We start from the raw sequence: 18,442 nt of genomic DNA, 5'->3' as shown, positions 1-18,442 counted from the left end.
GAAATTCTCCCTACGATTGACCGGATAGATTCCCGTCTTTATTTTTCTTCAATGTACCTATTATTTTAAAGATAATCAGCAAAATTGCAACCCCGGCCACTGCCGACAAGATATACCCTGCTATTTCCGGTAAGCCGCTGACTGCATAATCCGGCATGATTGCATTAAAGCTGAATCCATTTTGCATGCCTTCAGGCACAAAGCCAAGTACGTTGCCCCCAGAGGCGACATCCTGTATTTCTTCCGCACCCCATTCGCCCCAGGCTGTCCCGGTTGCCAAAAGTCCAAGTGGGGTCAAACATATCAGCGCGACGATCAATCCATAGATCGCTTTAGTTTTCTGCTTTGCTCCCTGATAAATTGTTCCGGGAGAAACCTTTTTAATAAAAGAAATAATGGCAACCGTAAAGATTACTTCTACGACGCCTGCTACCAGAAGATGAGGGATGGTCATGGCTGGGACAGACACTGCCAGGGGGTAGGGGCAGTACAACGGCTGCCCTGCCGTATTGGTAAAGAGCAGCGGCTGAATCCCAAATTCGATGGCTGCCGCCAGGGCCGCAAAGTTAATTCCAAGGTAAGAACCCAGCACAATCCCCGCATACTCTCCCCTTTCGGACGGAAATCTGTCTTTAATAAATTTATAAATAAAGTACCCTAGAAAGGGCAAAATAAAAGCCATGTTGAAACAGTTTGCCCCAAAGGCCAATATGCCGCCGTCTCCAAACAGTAAAGCCTGAATCAGCAATGCTACTGAAACTGCAATACATGCCGAATACGGTCCCAGAAGAATCGCCAGCAAAGTACCGCCGACAGCATGGCCGGTGGTTCCTCCCGGCAAAGGAACATTGAACATCATGGTTAAAAAGGAGAACGCCGCGCCTATCCCTAAAAGCGGCATTTTTTCCTTAGTGATTTCTTCCTTGACTTTTTTTACTGCGATCCCCCATACCGGAAGCATCGCCGCTCCCATCACCGCACAGGTTGACGGGCTTAAGTAGTTATCAGGTATATGCATTCTTAAAACTCCTTTTTTATTAATTGTTGGTCAATTATCATTAAGCTAAATTAGGCATACTGTACAGCATCTCCCAAAGGATATTATAAATTTATTGTCTGTTTATTTCTATCCGGGCAGGGGGGATATGTTTTAACCAATATTTCAATAAGGGTGTTTCCAAATTCACCAACATCTGATTGTATTTATTCATTTCAATTTGAATTTGCTGAATATCGTCCTTATTTTCGTTGTTTTGCTTCAACTCCAGCAATTTATTTCTTTGGGCATTCCTTAATTCTATCAGGTCGCAATAAAGCATCTTTGCTTCGCTGAAATAAAGTCCCTCTTCACTTTCTAATTGCTGATAACGGGAGGTTATAGAAAAACTGTACATAAAAATTCCCCTTTTGATAAATTATCATTCCTTTGTTAGGTTCAACTTATATTACGCTCAGTTAACGACTGGTCTTCTTTTTTCAGCTGAGCAAACCACTTGCCGTTATGTTGAGCACTCAATTCCGCATCCACGTAGCCATCTATCATCATTGAAGAAAACTCTTCTCGGGATTTCGGGAAAATTGCCGCCAAGAAGAAATGACCGGCTACCACTATAACCAGAAATACCGCCGTCCAAAAATGGATTCTATAGCAGGTATCTATAAAAGCAGGTGATAAACTATACCTTCCCAGCCACATGCAAAAACCGGTAACGCCAATCATAACACAGCCAATAATAATCAACCAGCCCAATATTTTTTGACCGGCATTATATTTATCCTGCGGAGGTCTTTCTTTAACTTTAATAAAAGGCACATAACCTCCTATTATCTTTATCCAGGCCAAATCATCCTTGCCGAAAGTTGTAATTGTGTCGATAAATCGGGCAAACCGGTCAAAGTTTAACAAAATATAGACAGCCGGTGCGCCAACAAAAACGACTCCTGCCCAGCGATGAATAATTGAAGCATATGCTCCTCCACCAAACAAATTATTGATGACACCAACCTTCCAGTAAAAACCAATCCCTGTCACCGCTAACAGGATAAAAGCAATTACATGTATCCAATGCATACTTCTTGTTTGGGTACTATGTTTTAAAACTCTATCTTGAACATTTTTCTCACTCATGTCTTATCCTCTCTTCCCATTTACTTAAATTTATTGGTTAGATTATCTTTTTAATGTTTGCGACACAACCCCATACTGCAAAAAAGCAATATCGAAGATGAAAATATGGGTTCAAATTTTCAGATAAAATTAAGAAGCAACTTTTTCCTTACCGGCACTCTCATCCTTTAATTCTTCAATATAAGCCGTAACTTCCTTGCCATACTTGGTATGCAGCAAATGATGGGAAGTCGAGCTGAGCGGCTTCACCTCTCCCGGAGAGAGAAAGTCTTTGTATAATTGCAAAACTTCCGAATTTTCGTGTGATTTGCGGATAGTCATCTTTTCATCTAACGAATATAAACCGGCAGCTCTCTGCGCAATATATTCGGTGCTTTTATGAGTCCGGCCAAGCCCGATCTTTGTAAAGATCCCAGGAAAAGCAGCGGCGATTATTACCGCACCCGCTCCCTTTAAAAACTGCCGCCTATTAATCCCATCTTTCTCGTAAAAAATAGCCATCCCGTTTTCTCCCTTTCTCTATTTTCTATTTAAGCATCCCGGCGGATCGGTTGTCCGCCGCCGTTAATGCATCCGCCCGGACAATTCATGACTTCAATAAAATGATAATTACTGCGTCCCGCTAAGACATCTTCAATGAGCGAGGCCACATGTTTAGTTCCTGTTACGATCGCCACTTTTACCGGCAGAACCGCACCACCCAGAGCTTTTATCGGAATCGAAACCGTAGCTTCTCTTACCGGACTTAGACCACGCACAGCTTTAAAATCAATTTGTTCCAGAGACTGACCGCTTAACAGTTCATACGCCGTACGCAACGCCGCTTCCATAACACCTCCGGTAGCACCGAATATTGTCGCCGCGCCTGTGGACTGTCCCACGAAAGAATCCGCAGCTTCCTCAGGCAGACTGTCAAAATCGATCCCGGCTTCTTTAATTAGTTGGGCCAATTCCCGCGTAGTCAGGACAGCATTAACATCCTGGTAACCGCTGCTGATCATTTCCGGACGGCTGCATTCGTATTTTTTAGCGGTACAAGGCATGACCGAAACACAAAAAATATCGGCGGGTTCAATATTCAATTTTTGAGGCAAATATGTCTTTGCTACAGCGCCGAACATTTGCTGCGGAGATTTTGCTGAAGACACATGGGGCAATATTTTCGGGTAATTATCTTCCGCATATTTTACCCAAGCCGGGCAGCAGCTTGTAAACTGAGGCAAGGGGCCGCTTGTTTCATAGCCCGGCTGCCCGACTGCTTTAAATACTCTGTTAATTAATTCACTGCCCTCTTCCATAATGGTCAGATCGGCGGTAAACTCCGTATCGTAAACTTTATCAAATCCTAATTTTCTTAAAGATGCAAACATTTTACCTTTGGCATTATAGCCAGGGGCCTTGCCGAACTCTTCACCTAATGCAACCCTGACTGACGGAGCAGTCTGAACAATAACAAATTTTTTCGGGTTAGCCAAGGCCGCCTTTACTTCTTCAGCCATGCTCAAGTCTTTAATTATTTCCGCAGGGCAATTAATCAGACACTGCCCGCAATTTAAGCATTTATTATGGTCAATGTAGTGCTGTTCGCCTAGTTTCCCGGCAATAGCGCCGCTTGGACAAACCGAAGTACAATGATCACAGGACCGGCAGCGATCAGATATTTGAATAATTTTTTCGGCGTATAATGAACTCAATTTTCGTCCTCCCCTTTGCTCTTTTGTAAGCTTAAAATGAACAATAATCTCAAGGTAGTTTCAAATTCCTATGTCATCTTTTCTTGTAAAGAGTTATTTTTCACCCTCTATGCAACCTCTCCTTAAAATAAAATTAAGGCAAAAAATAAAAACCATGAAGTCAAATTCCCGCTTCTGCGGTTCCTTCAACCTTCGTGGTTAAGTATTTTCACCTTAGTAACTATATTTGTATAAGCTAAAACCTTCGTGGTTTAATTATCAGAATTATATGAATATTATTTGAAGTATATAACGCTTTCTAATATTTGTCAAACAATCCTCTCGTAATCAGTAATTATTTTTGCAACACAATCCGATGATTTACCAGTGTCATTTCTTTAATCTTTGCTTTCACTATTTTTCTCTCGCCAAAAATATTTTCCAACACCAGCTCGTCTTCTTCCGGTACTATTATGTCAACGAATTCCAAAAATAATTTTTCCTCGCCGCTTTCATCAATCAGGTAAACATTTGCTTCACACATTTTTTTCACCTCGACAAAGAGTTTTTATATTATTAATAGCATGATCGATTAAATGCGGTAACGGCATATTTTTATCCACTCCCACAATTTCAATATTACACCTGTTGAGCGGCAGAAGTATTTTTCTTGCCGGACTTTCGGCAATTACCTTTGCTATGTTTGCCGTAACCTCGCCAAGCATAGAATTAGCCGCAATAATTCCTACCGTTCCCATAATAATATCCACTTTGTCTGCATTGACAAAGATAACATTTTCCCCTGTAGCTCCTTCGTTCGCACCTGCTTTGATCATGCTGGATGTAGCCAGCGCATTTGTACCCAAAGCTAAAATTTCAGTCTCTTCAGGCAATTCTTTGCGGAGTTTTTCAATAATTGCCCTGCCTATACCACCACCTTGCCCATCAATAACAGCTATTCTCATATCTTCCCCCTCAACGCACCAATACTATTCTTATTTTGATTCAATATAAAAATTCAAGTCATTTTCATAATGGCAAAAGCTTCCTTATCTTCAGTATATGGACTAAAGTCCATCGTACCTAAACACATACGACTTACCTTCATTCCTGTCCGACCCAAATAGGCATACTTCATGAATGAACTCCCCTCTAACATTTTACGAACACACGAAATGCTCTTCCGCATGATGAAACTGGTTAATTGGGATAGTTTCTAAGGCAATAAATAAAACCACAAAAATAAATAACCGCTCCTACGGTGTCTTCAACCTTCGTGGTAAAAAAATATCTTAAGCATATGTAATAAGCGAATTATTCAAAATATCGACTGCAATATCTATACTGAAAATTGGCAGGGCTTTCGTAACCCCATTATGATTCATACTATAAAACATCTTGTTGAAATAATTATAGAATACTCTTACGTTTCTTTACAATCCTGGTAGGGGGGATATACTTTCCGGCCTCATCCAAATTTCTCTTATGAAATAAGTGAAAGGCCCCATCCTTTTATGATCAATGCTTCCTGTACATCCGACTCAACCGTACCCCTTTCTGGGCTGATATGAATTGACAATACTTTTCCCATGACTCTTCCTCCATATTTCTATATTTGACTTTTAGCCTTTTCAAATATATGCTTCATTTCTTTTTCACTTAAAGCTTTTTGTGTAATGTAAGCAATTAAAGCAATTAAAGCAATTCCCGGAATATCGATAATAAACCTTGTCAACATAAATTTCCAACCTATCGCTGATGTCTCAAAAAGCAGCATAGGTATTTTGGTTGTTGACCATCCCCCTATAAAAATAAGCACGTTGGAAAGTTTGCTTCCCTTTTTCAGAAGAACCCCAGCAATAGGAAACGCTGCATATAATGGACCCGCTGCCGCCGAACCTAGAAAGAAAGCTAAAGCTACGCCAATAAATCCTGATTTTTCTCCCATGAGCTTGATCATAGTTTCTCTTTGAACCCAAACATCCAGAAGTCCAAGAAGAATAAAAATTGGAGGTATAACAGAAAGCATCTCAAGAGTGTTGATCCAAGTTATGCTTAAAGAAGTTTTTCCTATTGAAGGGTAAATAATAACAAGGCCTAAGTTTATGACTGCCAGTCAGGGCCATCTTGGTCTTTTTTTTTATCTTTGAGAAATGAAAGCAGGAGAAGTACTGCCGCCAGAACATAAAGAATAATTGTAAACATGCTTAACCACCCTTTATATTATGAATTGTAAGGTAGAAAATATATCTTCATTCAGGGTGGAATTAAGCCTGAATGAAAGGGCCTTTTCCAATCCGGCTATACTGAAATTACTCCAAATGTTATTAATGCATCTATTTGCACTCTAAATTAACGTAAGTACTGCTTTAAGAGCCCGCCAAACAGGCAGGCTCCAATAAATAATATCAATTTGTTTTTAGGTTTAAAAGTTGCATGAGTCATATGTTAATATCGCTGTTATCGTTAAATTTCCTGACCGATATTCGGACCAGGTGAGCAATTAAAAACAAAATTAATGTCCGTCGCACTCGTCATGGTGCTGGTGTTCATGACAAACAGACTCAGTCGATTTCAGATTTCCCTGCAAATACTGCTCTACGGCAGCTTGTGCATCTCCTGAGGCACCGGTTATGACCTCAATAGCTTTTTCATTGAATATTTCAATTGCTCCGCCTCCTATGCCGCCTGAAATAATCACCTTAACTCCCATATCGTTTAAAAAGTTCGGCAAAAATCCAGGACGGTGTCCGGGGTTCGGTATAGTTTCACTATTCATAATCTGTTGATTTTCCGTCTCAAAAATCACGAAACCCTCACAGTGTCCAAAATGTTTGGCAACCTCTTTTCCTTCAATCGCTACGGCAATTTTCATATTGGTATTTCTCCTTTTTTTATCCTCCAAAATCGTATTGTCTTTATTCTCCTCTAAGTTTTCCAGAATGTCCGCTGCTCCGTCAAGCCAATTCCCGTCATAAAACTCGATCATCCCTTTATCGCAGGCTGCCGCTATCTTCGGATCAATAGGAAGCTTGACAAGAACTTTTAATTGATGCTGTTCAGCAATTTTCTCAATGGTGCTTTCCCCAAATATTTTATATACTTTGTCACATTCCGGACACTTAAAATAAGACATGTTTTCTACCAGCCCCAAAATAGGAATATTCATTGATTTGGCCATTTTAACCGCTTTGGAAACAATCATGGAAACCAACTCCTGAGGCGAAGCCACGATAATAATGCCATCCAGCTTGATAGATTGGAATACCGTCAGCGGCACATCGCCCGTACCAGGGGGCATATCGATAAACATGAAATCCACATCCCCCCAAATCACTTCCGACCAGAACTGTTTAATTACGCCGGAAAGTATCGGACCCCGCCAAATAACCGGATCTGTCTCATTTTCCAGCAGCAGATTGATCGATATAAGCTGGATGCCAGTTTTGCTCTTGGGGGGAAACAGGCCAAGTTCGCTGGCATCAGGTTTCTGCGTAATGCCAAAGGCCTTAGGAATGGATGGGCCTGTTATGTCTGCATCAAGTATGGCGGCCTTATAACCCCTTCTATTCATGGTTACAGCCAGCATGGAAGTTACCAGCGATTTACCGACGCCACCTTTGCCGCTGACAATACCAATCACTTTTTTGATATTGCTCAGTTCATGCGGTTTGGCGGTAAAGTCTGTTTGCTCTTTTCTGTCGGCGCATTCATCGCTGCAAGTATTACAATTTTGATTGCAATTTTCGCTCATTTTACGTTCTCTCCTTATACTTAAGTTATCAATTTAATTTCGGTTGATCGTTATCCTGATTTACCTTCGAAACTGATCATTCAGCTATTCATTAGCTTTAACGTTTTATAAAAAACATTGGTTGCCGCCCATCCTGCGGGACAATCAATATCTACAATAACTTCTCCCTTGTTTATAGCTTTTATTGCTGCAGTGTCAAAAGGAATTTTGCCTACGATAGACAGATCCCGCTCCTGGCAAAATGCCTCTATTTTCTGGGCGAGCTCTTTGTTGGTATCATACTTGTTAATGCAAACTCCGATTTTTATTCTAAACTTTTCTGCTGTTGCAATGATTCTCTTCATATCGCTAATCCCTGACAGAGATGGTTCGGCAACGATCAGGACCATGTCCGCTCCGTTAAGCGAAGCGATCACCGGACAACCGATTCCCGGCGAACCGTCGATAATGACCAGATCAGCATCCGCTGCTTCCTGCTTCAACTGCTTTTTAACCTCGCTCACCAGCTTGCCGGAAGTACCGCTGCCCATTTTAAGCCTGGCGGTAGAGAAAACCCCATTATCTTTATAAAGCATCAACTCTCCGGCTACAGCCGGTTGAAGAGAAACCGCCCCTATCGGACAAACTGCTTCACACACGCCGCAGCCTTCGCAGGCATAAGACTCAACCGCATATTTGCCGTTACTTTCCTTTATGGCCTCAAAGCGGCAGTTTTGCCTGCAAAGATCGCAACTCTTGCATAAATCCGCATCCATAACCGCTTTTTCCATGCCATAATAATCCGATCGCCTGTACAGTGAAGCGTGAGGCCTGATCAGGTGAAGATTAGGTGCATCCACATCGCAATCAGCATAAGTCCTGGCCTCAGCAAGCTTGATAAAAGCACCTGCGATGGTCGTTTTTCCGGTACCGCCTTTGCCACTAAGTATCAGAAGCTGTTTCATGCCTAGCCTCCTTACTTACCGTCTTCAACAGGTTTAGAAACAGGTCTTTGTATTTTGGATGCTTTCTTACCGCGATCTGTCCATTGGAATTCATGGTGCCCAATTCCAAATCAAACGGGATTTTTTCCAGAATTGTAATCTGGTTTTGCAGACAAAAATCTTCGGCAGGGTTTTCTTCTTCTAAACATTTGTTGAGGACAACGCCAAATGGTTTCTGAAAAAGCCTTACGAGTTCATACACCATTTCTAAATTATGAACGCCAAAAACAGTTGGCTCCGCTACCAGAATACAATAGTCGACATCTTTGATACTCTCCATGACCATACAGGCGCTCCCTGGAGGACAGTCTATAAAAACATTTTTATTTTCCTTACGGCTATCTTGCAAAAGCTTTTTAATAACCGGCACCCCTGATGCTTCTCCTATATTCATCATTCCGGACACGACCCGGACATTGCCGGATATTCCGCTTTGGATCAGACCTATTTCCCTTTCTTTTTCCGAAATCGCCTTTTGCGGGCAGAAAAGCAGGCATCCTCCGCAGGAATGACAAACCTCGTTAAAGACAATCAGCTTATTTTTAATATAAGCCAAGGCGTTGAACTTGCAGAAATTGACACAGGTACGGCACCCGGTGCACAGCTCTGGGTCAGCCTGGGGAAGCTTAACCGTGACCCGTTCCTTCTGTAAGTCCTTCGGTTGAAAGAATAAATGGCCGTTTGGTTCTTCGACATCACAGTCGATATAAACGGCGTCCAGTGCCACTGCAGCCAGGTTGACAGAGACAAGGGTTTTGCCCGTACCTCCTTTGCCGCTTAAGACAGCGATTTTCATTGGTTTCCTCCATGCTGGTGAAAACCGGGGTGAATATCGTCCAGCAAATTTAATTTTCCTTCCTTAAAAGATTCTATATTATCCCGGATTGAGTTATTGGTGTTTTTATAGAGTTTAATTTCCGCCGCTTTGAGTACTTCCGCCGCATTCTCTCCGCAACGCGGTGTAATGATTGCCTCTGCTCCACTGTCTACAATATTCTGGGCAGCTTTAATTCCCGCTCCGCCCTGGCTGGCAGCGGCACTGTTATCCAAAAAGTTGCTTCCTTCTGTTTCGGTATCGTAAATAAGTAGGTATGGAGCCCGTCCAAAAGAAATACAAACGCTCGAATCCATCGAATTGTTGTCTACGGGTATGGCAATCTTCATAATCAATCCTCCCTGTGCTTAATTTCAGACTACTTAGTTTTCTTTGTTATCAGCCCCTGAAAATTCTGCCCAACGGTGCCTGCGGCAACCCCCGCAACGGCAGGTTTTTTCCAATCCTTCACAAAGCTCGTAATCTCCGCCTTTTATCCGCAGGACTTTTCCGTTCACCAGAGATTCCGCCAGCTTTTTCCGGGCATCGTTATAAATACGCTGAACAGTGGTACGTGCAATATGCATTTGTTCTGCGCACTCTTCCTGCGTATAACCCTGTAAGTCAATGAGCCGTATTGTTTCATACTCATCAACCAGCATTAAGACTAAATCCTCCTGATTGATGACAGCGTTAAGTGGCCCAAAAAGACTGCTTTCCGGCAAGCAGCATACTTTTCTACCTTTTCTTGGTCTTGGCATAATTGGCTTTCCCTCTTTTTGTAAGAAAGTAACAGGAGCGTCCTCCTGCTATTCTTTGTTTATTATTTACTTTCTATTTGTTTGTTGATCAAATGGAGTCTTTTTTCAAGGAGTTCTTTTTGACTTAAAAGCAATTCCTTTCTCGATGAAGAAAGCATCATATTATCCGCTAAATTTCTGCCATAGCCTCTTCTTCGGCCCAAACCAGATCCGTTACCATTTCTGGCAGCATTCACTCCGGTACATAACCCCAGACCTTTACCACTCATTGCTCCGCGGCCCAAAGGACCTGTTCCGTCTCTTCCCGGCATAAGAATTCCCTCCTCTTTTGGTTATTGACATATGCCCTTTATGATTATAATTATAGATATTTTTGAACATATGTCAATAACCTGCTGTATTGATTTCATTTAATTTCATCCTTATAAAATTAAAAATAGTCGGCAGTACAAAGATATAACCTGCCAACTTTTATTTAAATCAATTATTTTCCTGTTAAAAACTTGGTCGAAAAAAATTAAATACATTAAATCATAACGAAACCTACTCTAGCAAATACAATCAGAAGTTTTGTCAATGTTAGAACAAATACAATTATTCAAGCACCAATGATTTTAAAAGAATTTACCATACTATCCCCGCGAGGAAAAGCTTTCTTGCATTGCAAGCAGATGATACTAACTAATCCAGGAACATAACTTTCATAATGTTCAAGACTCCCATTCTGATTATTGTCTGATGGCAAATTTCCATAGCTTATTGTTCAACTTGATAATTAGGGCTATGAAAACGAATACAATTAAAGCAAAGCAGAAACCTTCTTGTTTTCTTTCAGCGTTTAACTGCTATGACGCATCCCCAATTACGACTTTAGTTAAATAATTCCACCGCTTTTTCCGCAACCCGTCTTCCAAACAGCTGAAATAGATCTTCTTTCCCCTCCAGATCGTCTTTTAACGCAACAGGTCCCAAATGAATGAACGGTCTGCCGCAGCCCATCCCGGATGAGTACACCAGCATACCTTTGACCAGCATATGCCTTAAGACGCTGGAAATGGCCAGGTCTGCCCCGCCATGCAGACAGTTTGCCGTGGCAAACGCTGCGCCGAGTTTTCCTGCCAAGCTGCAATTCCAATCCGTATCAAACCACTTTTTCAACTGCCAGCTCAAGTCTGCCGCATAGGACGGGGTCCCGATAATGACCGCCTGGCTGTCCTCAACAAATTCATAATCGACAGTATCTTCCTGCACCAGATTCATCAGCTTTACTTCTATACAACCAACCTCTTCAATTCCTTGCTGAATATAGCCCGCCATTTTTTCCGTATTGCCTGTAACGCTGACATATAAGACTGTAATTTTCATGTTAACCCCCTTGATATTGAAGGACGATAGTTCTATTCAACTATTTTGCTCATTTATCAAACATCTCGGCATAGTCTGCTTTCCTTCCGGTAAAAACCGGCCTCGTAAACCACATTTGTTCATTACCCAACATGACTGAAAGCGGCCGAGCACGTTCAAAATCCATGTCTCCGTTCTCATTGAAAAAAGACGCATTTACCTCCAGGTGAACAACTTGACCAATCACCAACGAATACTTTTCCCTGAGTATTTCTTCAACCAGCTTGCATTCCGCCCAGGCCAAACATCCTTCAATTCCCGGAACCTTGATCTGTTTCGACGGAAACGGAGTTAAACCGGCTTTCAGAAACTCGTCAACTTCCGGAGGATAGTTCTTGGAACAAACCATCACTGCATCAGCCAGATTAGCCGGAGGGATATTGATGACAAATTCTCGGGTTTGTCGAATATTGATTAATGTATCTCTCTTAATCCAGGAAGCCAAAACGATTTCCTCATAGGGTCTTAGAATCGGGGTAATGTTCGACCAGGGAGCGCACGCCATCTTTGCTCATTGTGGAAATAAGGGCGACCGACAAAGGCATAATCTGTTCTCTTTTACGCGGTTCCAGCATCACATGAAACACCTCTTTACTATCATGATTAGAAGTAACCCATCAGGTGTGTTTTTCAACCTGATGGGCGTTAATTTCTATGTTTATATCAATTAAAAGCTAACGATTGACTGAGAAAAAGCGTTTTACTTCAGCTCAAGCTTCCTAAACCCACCAAAATCCTTAGCCATCTGGGCATAAGCATCTTTTCCTAAAAGCGCCTGATAAATTTCAGCCGCTTTTTTCTCCGGATCAATATCCTTAAACTGCTCCGGATAAAGGACTTTGCCGATGTAATAAGCATCAGCGATTGATGTATCAATATTGGTCGTATAGTAATTATACGGAAGCAGGGCATAAAGTTCCCCGTTCTTTACTGCAGACAAACTTTGATAGAATTTAGGGTTTTTCTTATAGTCTTCAAGTACGGAAGGGTATCCGGCTCCATCAAGAAAAATCTTATCCGGGTTCCAACTGATCAGTTTTTCTTTATCAATCATCAAAGAACCTGTTTTTCCGGTTTCATCAACTACATTCTTGGCATGGACGGCATTAAAGAGCGAGTAATTGCCCTGCGTACTCTCTATGCCGTGGACGCCTTTCATTCCTAAGCCGCCGACATAAGCGGATGGTTTCTGAGTGTCAGCCACATCTTTGGTCCTGGTATCCAGATCCGTCTTATATTGGGCCATCAGGCCGACTAATTCCTGAGCCCTTTTATCCATGCCGATAATTTTGCCGATAAGTGTCAGGGAAGCATCAACCTTGGGATCAAAAGTTGATGTTTGGCCATAGCTTAACGCCACAACCGGAATACCGGTTTTGGACTGCAAGTTATCGGCAGTGGCTTGATCCGCTGCGTAAGTTGTAAAAATAACATCCGGTTTTACGGCAAGGATTTGTTCCGGATTCGGAGCGTTATTGGGTCCTCCCGGCCCAATAACCGGAAGCTTCGCCAGCGACGGATTGGCGTAAAGGTATGGTCTTCCTGTCGGACTGTCGATTTCCATTTGCTCAATACCCGCAAATATATCCGTATTCTCGAAATAGCAGCAAAGCCTTAAGGCTCCTGGACCGATCGCAACCACTTTTTTAGCTGTTCCGTTGATTTCAACTTGTCTTCCCAGCGTATCCGTCACAGTGATTTTCGCAGAAGCATTCTGGGAAGATTGGGCGGAACACCCGCTGATCAAAAATGTCAGACAGAATAGCACCGCCAGTGTCAGTGCGATTAATTGTCTTTGTGAGATAAACTTTCTTTTCATTTTTATCCTCCAATTCATATTTTCCTTCAGTTTAATTTTTTGTCCTGATACTCTCATTGGGTCGGAATATTTAAACCGGCACCACAACCGGAATATCCTCGATTTCTTTGATTTTGACCGGTACAGCATAAACACTTTCAATATTTTCGGGCGTCATCACTTCAAGACCTCCGGCTGCAAAAATAACGCCGTTTTTCAGCAGGAGGAACTTATTGGCATATCGGATCGCCAGATTCAAGTCATGCATCGTGACCACCGCGCACATTTGGTTGTCTTGGACAACATTCCGGACAATTTTGGCGACCTCAAACTGGTTTTTCAAATCCAAGCTGCTGGTCGGTTCGTCCAGCAAAAGAAGTTCCGGTTCTTGCGCCAAGGCCCTGGCAATGACAACTTTTTGCTGTTCTCCTCCGCTGAGTTCATTCAGGTAACGCAAGGCATATCCTTCCAGATCCAGCGATTTTAAAGCCTTACGGGTGATTTCCAGATCTTTTTGGGAAGCTTCCCATTGAATATACGGTTTTCTTCCTAAAAGAACAGCATCAAATACCGTGGCGAAGGCACCTTCCTGGCGTTGGGCAACATAACCGATTCTTTTGGCCAGTTCCCTCCGGCTAAGCTTGCCGGTATCTTCCTCCCGGATAAACACCGTGCCGGCATGAGGGCTTAACACTTTATTCAGGCATTTCAGCAGCGTGGATTTCCCCGCGCCGTTTACTCCCAGAATAGCCAGAAAATCTCCTTTGGCCACGGTAAAATTAATATCCTGCAATACCTCCCGGCTCGGATATTGAAACGCCAATCCTTTGACGGATAAAATCATCGTCTTTGATACCCCCTCACCAGCAAGTACAAAAAGAGCGGCGCGCCAAAAAAAGAAGTAATAGCCCCGACCGGAAGAACCACCGGTGCAACCATGGTTCTGGCGATTGTATCAGAAAAAAGCATCAGCACGGATCCCATCAGAGCGGAAGCCGGTATCAGGTAGCGGTGATCACCGCCGATAATCCTGCGCATGATCTGAGGCGCGATAAGTCCGACAAAACCGATAATACCGAGAAAAGATACGGCTACAGACGCTATTAACGCCGAAACAAACATACCTCCCTGCCGGACTCTTTTTACGTGAACGCCCAGACTTTTGGCGGTTTCTTCTCCGCTGTCCAGCGCGTTATAGTCCCACCTTTTAAACAGGAAATAAATAAAGGCGAAAATTACCAGGCAGGCCAGAATCAATACTTCCCGCCAGGCAACCCTTCCCAGATCCCCGAAAGTCCAAAAAACTGCAGCAGCCACCTGGACATCACTGGCAAAATATTGGATCAGAATGGTTCCGGCCATAAACAGGGAATTCAGCGCTACCCCTGCCAGGATCATGGCTTCGGGCGAAAACCCCCGTATTCCTGCCAACAGCAGAATCACCAGCGTTGCCGCCATGGAACAGGCAAAAGCACAAAGCGTAACCAGATAGGGATTATTGATGGTCACCGCATCCGTACTTGTACTGGAAATACTGCCGGCACCTAAAACAATAATAGCAATATTCGCTCCGAAAGCCGCCGCATGGGAGACCCCCAGCGTATCGGGCGCGGCCAGCGGGTTCCTCAGATTATTTTGCATGACACATCCGGCCACCGCCAACCCGGCGCCGGCAGTTATCGCCGCCAGAATCCTGGGCATCCGTATTTGCCAGATGACAACACTGGAAGCATCGCTTCCTTTTCCCAGGAGCGATTGAATTACCTGAAGCGGATTGAGATTAAATGAGCCGGCGTTGACCGCGGCTATAGCTAACAAGACAATTAAAAAAGCCAACACCAAAATCACTATTTTTTTCTTATGCGTATATTGGTGATAAATATCCTTTTCTTGTAAATTACCCGCATCAGTTTGTTTATGCTTCATTAAGTCTTGTTCCTTTTAATTTTTTTCTACCGTTATATCTCTACCAGCCCCTGCCGTAATCTTTGAAACAGTCCAGGCAGACTTTTTTGCCGTCCTGCAATCTGATTTTATGTTCCGGCGCGTTTTCTCCGCAGACTTCACAAACTACTGAGGTAAAGAGCCTTGCCGTTTCAGGCAATTCATAACTTGGTTTCATCATCTGAAAAACTTCTTCTGCCTGGGCGTTCAGGATATATGCCTGACGCTCTTCCCTGTTCATTTCCCCTTCAAACGGCTTTAGAATTAATCGCAGGCTTTCCCCGTTTCTCCGGTTAAAAAAACTGAACGCCATTTTACCGGTTCCCCTATAGATCAGATTCCCTTTTCCCATGCTGCAGCCGGTCATGACCTGGATCGCATCGACGCCGCAGGCATCGTTTTCGGTAACACAGACAATTTCTTCATCCACAGAAAAGCGCACGCCCATTTTTTCCCGAGCCGTGACTGCCGCTTTATAGCCGATAGCCAGTCCCGGACACTGATGTCCATGGAATTCCACCGCCTTTTCCCATTCAGTAGGTTTTACACACATTTTAGTTCCTCCTTGCTTGCTATTATCGATTCGGTATTTCATTAAACCTGCCAAACCATTGTTGCAACGGTTGTATCAACCTCTTCATAAACAAAACCGTCCTTGGCCAGGGATCCCAAATAGGTTTCGATTTCTTTTTCCTCTGCAGAGGAAATATCGCGGTAGGTTTTTATCCGGTTGATATACATACCTTTTGCTTGCTCCAACGTTTTCTTCATTTTCCAGACCTGCTTCTCGTATTGCAGTTCCGGAAGATACCCCTGACGCCAAAGTAGCTCAAACGCGAATACCAGCTCTTCGTCGCTGCTTTCCCGTTTATCCTTGATTCCAGCCAGCGCTTTAACGGCATCAGACACCGGATCGGTTCGCCGAATCGGCTTGGAGAGTATACACCAGCCTTTTGACGCGGCACTCAGCTTTTCAAAAGTATCCGCACTTTGAACGGCCGGCGTCATATGGGCAAACACGAGGTCGAATTTATGTTGCCACCCGACCTGCATAAGATCCAGGTTATGCCAATCCTTACAATGAAAAGCAGCGTTGTCGGTTTTATATTCTTTCTTTTTTTGTTCGGCGATCGCAATCATTTGGGGAGACAGGTCAACTCCGGTCACCTGACTGCATCTCCCTGCTAAGGCCAACGCATATTTGCCCGCGCCGCATCCGACATCCAGGATCAGTCCTTCCGGATTCAGCATATTCTTGTTTAGCAGCAGCTTCAAAAACGCATCTTCCTCAAAACCAGGGCGAACATTTTCACCGAAGCTTGCGGCCATTGAATTCCACATATCTACGCTGGCTTTTTTGTTTTGTTCTTTCAGGCTCCATCTTTCGCGGATTTCTTCAATATTCATTTTTATCACCTCAGTTGAAAATCAGAATATCAGGATTTCCCATATTCTACAATCCGCTAGGGGGGGATTAAAATTCTCATTGTTCTCTTGTTACTAAAATACGGAATTTAGCAAAAATAAAAAACCACGAAGCTAAACCTCCGCTCCTGCGGATGTTTCTCAGCCTTCGTGGCTTGCTTTAATCCATATCTTTCGTTTGTTTTTTTGGATCTAAATATCCTATGAGCCTTCATGACTCATTTTATTAGTCAAATTATAAAATATATTAGCTTACATGTCTATATCAAAAAAATATTTATTAAATAACCTATTTTTCCAGCACGATTCTATGATCTACCAGTTCCATTCCTTTGATTTTCGCCTTAACAATTTTCCTTTCACCAAAGATATTCTCCAGCACAAGGTTTTCTTCTTCTGGAAATATCTTGTCTACAGATTCGAGAAACAGTTTTTCTTCTCCTTTTCCATCAATTAGATAAACATTCGCTTCACACATTTTCCTCACCTCAAAATAATGCTTTAATATTTTGGATGGCACTATCTATCAAATGCGGCAGGGGTTGGCTTTTATCCGCTCCTACTATGTCAATATTGCACCGGTTTAGCGGCAGAAGTATTTTTCTCGCCGGACTTTCAGCAATTGCTTTGGCCATAAGGGGAGTTAACTCGCCAAGCATAGAATTCGCGGCAATTATTCCTACCGTGCCAATAATGATATCAACTTTGCCCACATTGAAAACAATCGCATTTTCCCCTGTAGCCCCCTCATTGGCACCAGCCTTCAGCATAAAAGATGTGGCCAGTGCGTTTGTGCCCAGAGCAATGATTTCCATATCTTCAGGCAGTTCCCTCCGAAGCTTTTCGACAATCGCTTTGCCGATGCCGCCGCCTTGACCATCTATTACAGCAATCCGCATTCCGTTCCCCTCAACTAATAAGATAACAATTTCTCTAAACCAGTCTGTATTAAAAACTTGAGGCTATTATACCCTTTTCAACATTTTATGTCTATTAAACAATCTTGTATTTGCCAATCTAAATTACAAATCCGCCATTTGGACTTATAACCTGGCCCGTAATAAAATCCGCTCCCTCGGATGCCAAAAATAAAGCGCAAGAAGCTATGTCCTCCGGACTTCCTAGTTTCATTAAAGGAGTTTGCTGTTTTAAGACGTTTAACTCTTCATCTGTGAAAGGATTAATCATGTCCGTTTGAACAATGCCCGGAGCAATGCAATTGACCTGGATATTTGATGGTGCCAATTCTTTGGCCAAGGCTTTCGTCATGCCGATCACGCCTGCCTTAGCCGCGGAATAATGGACCTCGCAAGAGGCTCCGACCATTCCCCATATTGAAGAAATATTGATAATCTTACCTTTCTTCTGTACGAGCATGTGTTTAAGAACACTCTGAGTACTGTTAAAAACGCCTTTAAGATTGGTATTAATCATCATATCCCATTCTTTTTCAGTAATATCTGAAAAAAGCTTTTGTTGAGCTATCCCGGCATTATTAATTAAAATATCTACACTGCCGAATAGCTTAATACAACGTTCAACCATTAAATCGGTCTGCTTACGTTTGGTTATATTCGTTTTACAAACTATCACTGACTGACCCTTTTTCTTTAAGTCATTATATGTTTTATATGCTTCGATTCCCGACCGGTTATAGGTAAATAGCACATGATAGCCTTCCGATGCAAACAATGCAGCCATCGCTCTGCCGATCCCTCTTGATGCTCCGGTAATAATAACCGTTTTTCTTTTTTTCAT

General features: G+C 42.8%; 25 protein-coding genes. All 25 read right to left on the bottom strand.

The window, feature by feature from the left end; translation table 11 throughout:
• Nucleotides 1-10: 10 nt before the first annotated feature.
• The 25 genes from cbiM to AB3489_RS00990 all read right to left on the bottom strand — a co-directional run bounded on the left by cbiM (nucleotide 11) and on the right by AB3489_RS00990 (nucleotide 18,442).
• Nucleotides 11-1,018 (bottom strand): cobalt transporter CbiM, encoded by a 1,008-nt coding sequence (gene cbiM / locus AB3489_RS01110; RefSeq protein ID WP_368293646.1) that lies wholly within the window; start codon nucleotides 1,016-1,018, stop codon nucleotides 11-13.
• A 91-nt stretch (nucleotides 1,019-1,109) separates the two neighbouring features.
• Complete coding sequence (locus AB3489_RS01105; protein WP_368293645.1) at nucleotides 1,110-1,394, bottom strand: hypothetical protein; 285 nt, start codon at nucleotides 1,392-1,394, stop codon at nucleotides 1,110-1,112.
• Nucleotides 1,395-1,435: 41 nt separating this feature from the next.
• Complete coding sequence (locus tag AB3489_RS01100; protein ID WP_368293644.1) at nucleotides 1,436-2,128, bottom strand: formate dehydrogenase subunit gamma; 693 nt, start codon at nucleotides 2,126-2,128, stop codon at nucleotides 1,436-1,438.
• A gap of 129 nt (nucleotides 2,129-2,257) precedes the next feature.
• A complete protein-coding gene (locus AB3489_RS01095) occupies nucleotides 2,258-2,629 on the bottom strand; it encodes an iron hydrogenase small subunit (RefSeq protein ID WP_368293642.1) in 372 nt (123 codons plus the stop codon).
• A gap of 29 nt (nucleotides 2,630-2,658) precedes the next feature.
• Nucleotides 2,659-3,822: a [FeFe] hydrogenase, group A gene (locus AB3489_RS01090; protein ID WP_368293641.1), complete on the bottom strand. Its 1,164-nt coding sequence runs from the start codon at nucleotides 3,820-3,822 to the stop codon at nucleotides 2,659-2,661.
• Between the two features lie 334 nt (nucleotides 3,823-4,156).
• Nucleotides 4,157-4,345 carry a CooT family nickel-binding protein gene (locus AB3489_RS01085; protein ID WP_368293640.1) on the bottom strand — a complete coding sequence of 63 codons (189 nt, stop codon included), beginning with the start codon at nucleotides 4,343-4,345 and terminating at the stop codon, nucleotides 4,157-4,159.
• Nucleotides 4,338-4,766, bottom strand: a complete 429-nt coding sequence (locus AB3489_RS01080) for a DUF3842 family protein (RefSeq protein WP_368293638.1) — start codon at nucleotides 4,764-4,766, stop codon at nucleotides 4,338-4,340. The genes AB3489_RS01085 and AB3489_RS01080 overlap by 8 nt, the downstream gene beginning before the upstream one ends.
• A gap of 644 nt (nucleotides 4,767-5,410) precedes the next feature.
• Nucleotides 5,411-5,917, bottom strand: coding sequence for a permease (locus AB3489_RS01075; RefSeq protein WP_368294552.1), 507 nt, complete (start codon nucleotides 5,915-5,917; stop codon nucleotides 5,411-5,413).
• Between the two features lie 399 nt (nucleotides 5,918-6,316).
• A complete protein-coding gene (locus AB3489_RS01070; RefSeq protein ID WP_019226718.1) occupies nucleotides 6,317-7,555 on the bottom strand; it encodes an iron-sulfur cluster carrier protein MrpORP in 1,239 nt (412 codons plus the stop codon).
• An 80-nt stretch (nucleotides 7,556-7,635) separates the two neighbouring features.
• Nucleotides 7,636-8,499: an ATP-binding protein gene (locus tag AB3489_RS01065; RefSeq protein ID WP_368293637.1), complete on the bottom strand. Its 864-nt coding sequence runs from the start codon at nucleotides 8,497-8,499 to the stop codon at nucleotides 7,636-7,638.
• Complete coding sequence (locus AB3489_RS01060; RefSeq protein WP_368293636.1) at nucleotides 8,477-9,334, bottom strand: ATP-binding protein; 858 nt, start codon at nucleotides 9,332-9,334, stop codon at nucleotides 8,477-8,479. Before AB3489_RS01060 ends, AB3489_RS01065 begins: the two co-directional genes overlap by 23 nt.
• The gene (locus tag AB3489_RS01055) at nucleotides 9,331-9,702 is read right to left on the bottom strand and encodes a NifB/NifX family molybdenum-iron cluster-binding protein (RefSeq protein WP_368293635.1); all 372 of its coding nucleotides are present in this window, start codon (nucleotides 9,700-9,702) and stop codon (nucleotides 9,331-9,333) included. The genes AB3489_RS01060 and AB3489_RS01055 overlap by 4 nt, the downstream gene beginning before the upstream one ends.
• 33 nt (nucleotides 9,703-9,735) lie before the next feature.
• Nucleotides 9,736-10,113, bottom strand: a complete 378-nt coding sequence (locus AB3489_RS01050; protein WP_368293633.1) for a DUF134 domain-containing protein — start codon at nucleotides 10,111-10,113, stop codon at nucleotides 9,736-9,738.
• Between the two features lie 62 nt (nucleotides 10,114-10,175).
• Nucleotides 10,176-10,424: a DUF5320 domain-containing protein gene (locus AB3489_RS01045; protein ID WP_368293632.1), complete on the bottom strand. Its 249-nt coding sequence runs from the start codon at nucleotides 10,422-10,424 to the stop codon at nucleotides 10,176-10,178.
• Between the two features lie 559 nt (nucleotides 10,425-10,983).
• Nucleotides 10,984-11,478 carry a flavodoxin family protein gene (locus AB3489_RS01040; RefSeq protein ID WP_368293631.1) on the bottom strand — a complete coding sequence of 165 codons (495 nt, stop codon included), beginning with the start codon at nucleotides 11,476-11,478 and terminating at the stop codon, nucleotides 10,984-10,986.
• A 49-nt stretch (nucleotides 11,479-11,527) separates the two neighbouring features.
• Nucleotides 11,528-11,962, bottom strand: coding sequence for a flavin reductase family protein (locus tag AB3489_RS01035; protein WP_368293630.1), 435 nt, complete (start codon nucleotides 11,960-11,962; stop codon nucleotides 11,528-11,530).
• Nucleotides 11,963-11,972: 10 nt separating this feature from the next.
• Nucleotides 11,973-12,095 carry a hypothetical protein gene (locus AB3489_RS01030; protein ID WP_368293629.1) on the bottom strand — a complete coding sequence of 41 codons (123 nt, stop codon included), beginning with the start codon at nucleotides 12,093-12,095 and terminating at the stop codon, nucleotides 11,973-11,975.
• Between the two features lie 122 nt (nucleotides 12,096-12,217).
• Nucleotides 12,218-13,336, bottom strand: a complete 1,119-nt coding sequence (locus tag AB3489_RS01025) for an iron ABC transporter substrate-binding protein (RefSeq protein ID WP_368293628.1) — start codon at nucleotides 13,334-13,336, stop codon at nucleotides 12,218-12,220.
• A 70-nt stretch (nucleotides 13,337-13,406) separates the two neighbouring features.
• The gene (locus AB3489_RS01020; protein WP_025205007.1) at nucleotides 13,407-14,159 is read right to left on the bottom strand and encodes an ABC transporter ATP-binding protein; all 753 of its coding nucleotides are present in this window, start codon (nucleotides 14,157-14,159) and stop codon (nucleotides 13,407-13,409) included.
• Nucleotides 14,156-15,241 (bottom strand): iron ABC transporter permease, encoded by a 1,086-nt coding sequence (locus tag AB3489_RS01015; RefSeq protein WP_025205006.1) that lies wholly within the window; start codon nucleotides 15,239-15,241, stop codon nucleotides 14,156-14,158. The genes AB3489_RS01020 and AB3489_RS01015 overlap by 4 nt, the downstream gene beginning before the upstream one ends.
• Nucleotides 15,242-15,281: 40 nt before the next feature.
• Nucleotides 15,282-15,812 carry an FmdE family protein gene (locus AB3489_RS01010; protein WP_368293627.1) on the bottom strand — a complete coding sequence of 177 codons (531 nt, stop codon included), beginning with the start codon at nucleotides 15,810-15,812 and terminating at the stop codon, nucleotides 15,282-15,284.
• Between the two features lie 41 nt (nucleotides 15,813-15,853).
• A complete protein-coding gene (locus AB3489_RS01005) occupies nucleotides 15,854-16,666 on the bottom strand; it encodes a class I SAM-dependent methyltransferase (RefSeq protein ID WP_368293626.1) in 813 nt (270 codons plus the stop codon).
• Between the two features lie 307 nt (nucleotides 16,667-16,973).
• Nucleotides 16,974-17,162, bottom strand: coding sequence for a CooT family nickel-binding protein (locus tag AB3489_RS01000; RefSeq protein ID WP_368293625.1), 189 nt, complete (start codon nucleotides 17,160-17,162; stop codon nucleotides 16,974-16,976).
• 10 nt (nucleotides 17,163-17,172) lie between these two features.
• Nucleotides 17,173-17,583, bottom strand: coding sequence for a DUF3842 family protein (locus AB3489_RS00995; RefSeq protein WP_368293624.1), 411 nt, complete (start codon nucleotides 17,581-17,583; stop codon nucleotides 17,173-17,175).
• Nucleotides 17,584-17,701: 118 nt separating this feature from the next.
• Complete coding sequence (locus AB3489_RS00990; protein ID WP_368293623.1) at nucleotides 17,702-18,442, bottom strand: SDR family NAD(P)-dependent oxidoreductase; 741 nt, start codon at nucleotides 18,440-18,442, stop codon at nucleotides 17,702-17,704.

It is taken from the genome of Dehalobacter sp. TBBPA1, from assembly GCF_040931655.1.
GTDB classification, from domain to species: Bacteria; Bacillota; Desulfitobacteriia; order Desulfitobacteriales; family Syntrophobotulaceae; genus Dehalobacter; species Dehalobacter restrictus.
Note: the sequence above shows the minus strand (reverse complement) of the source record. Positions and strands in the feature narration are given on the sequence as shown.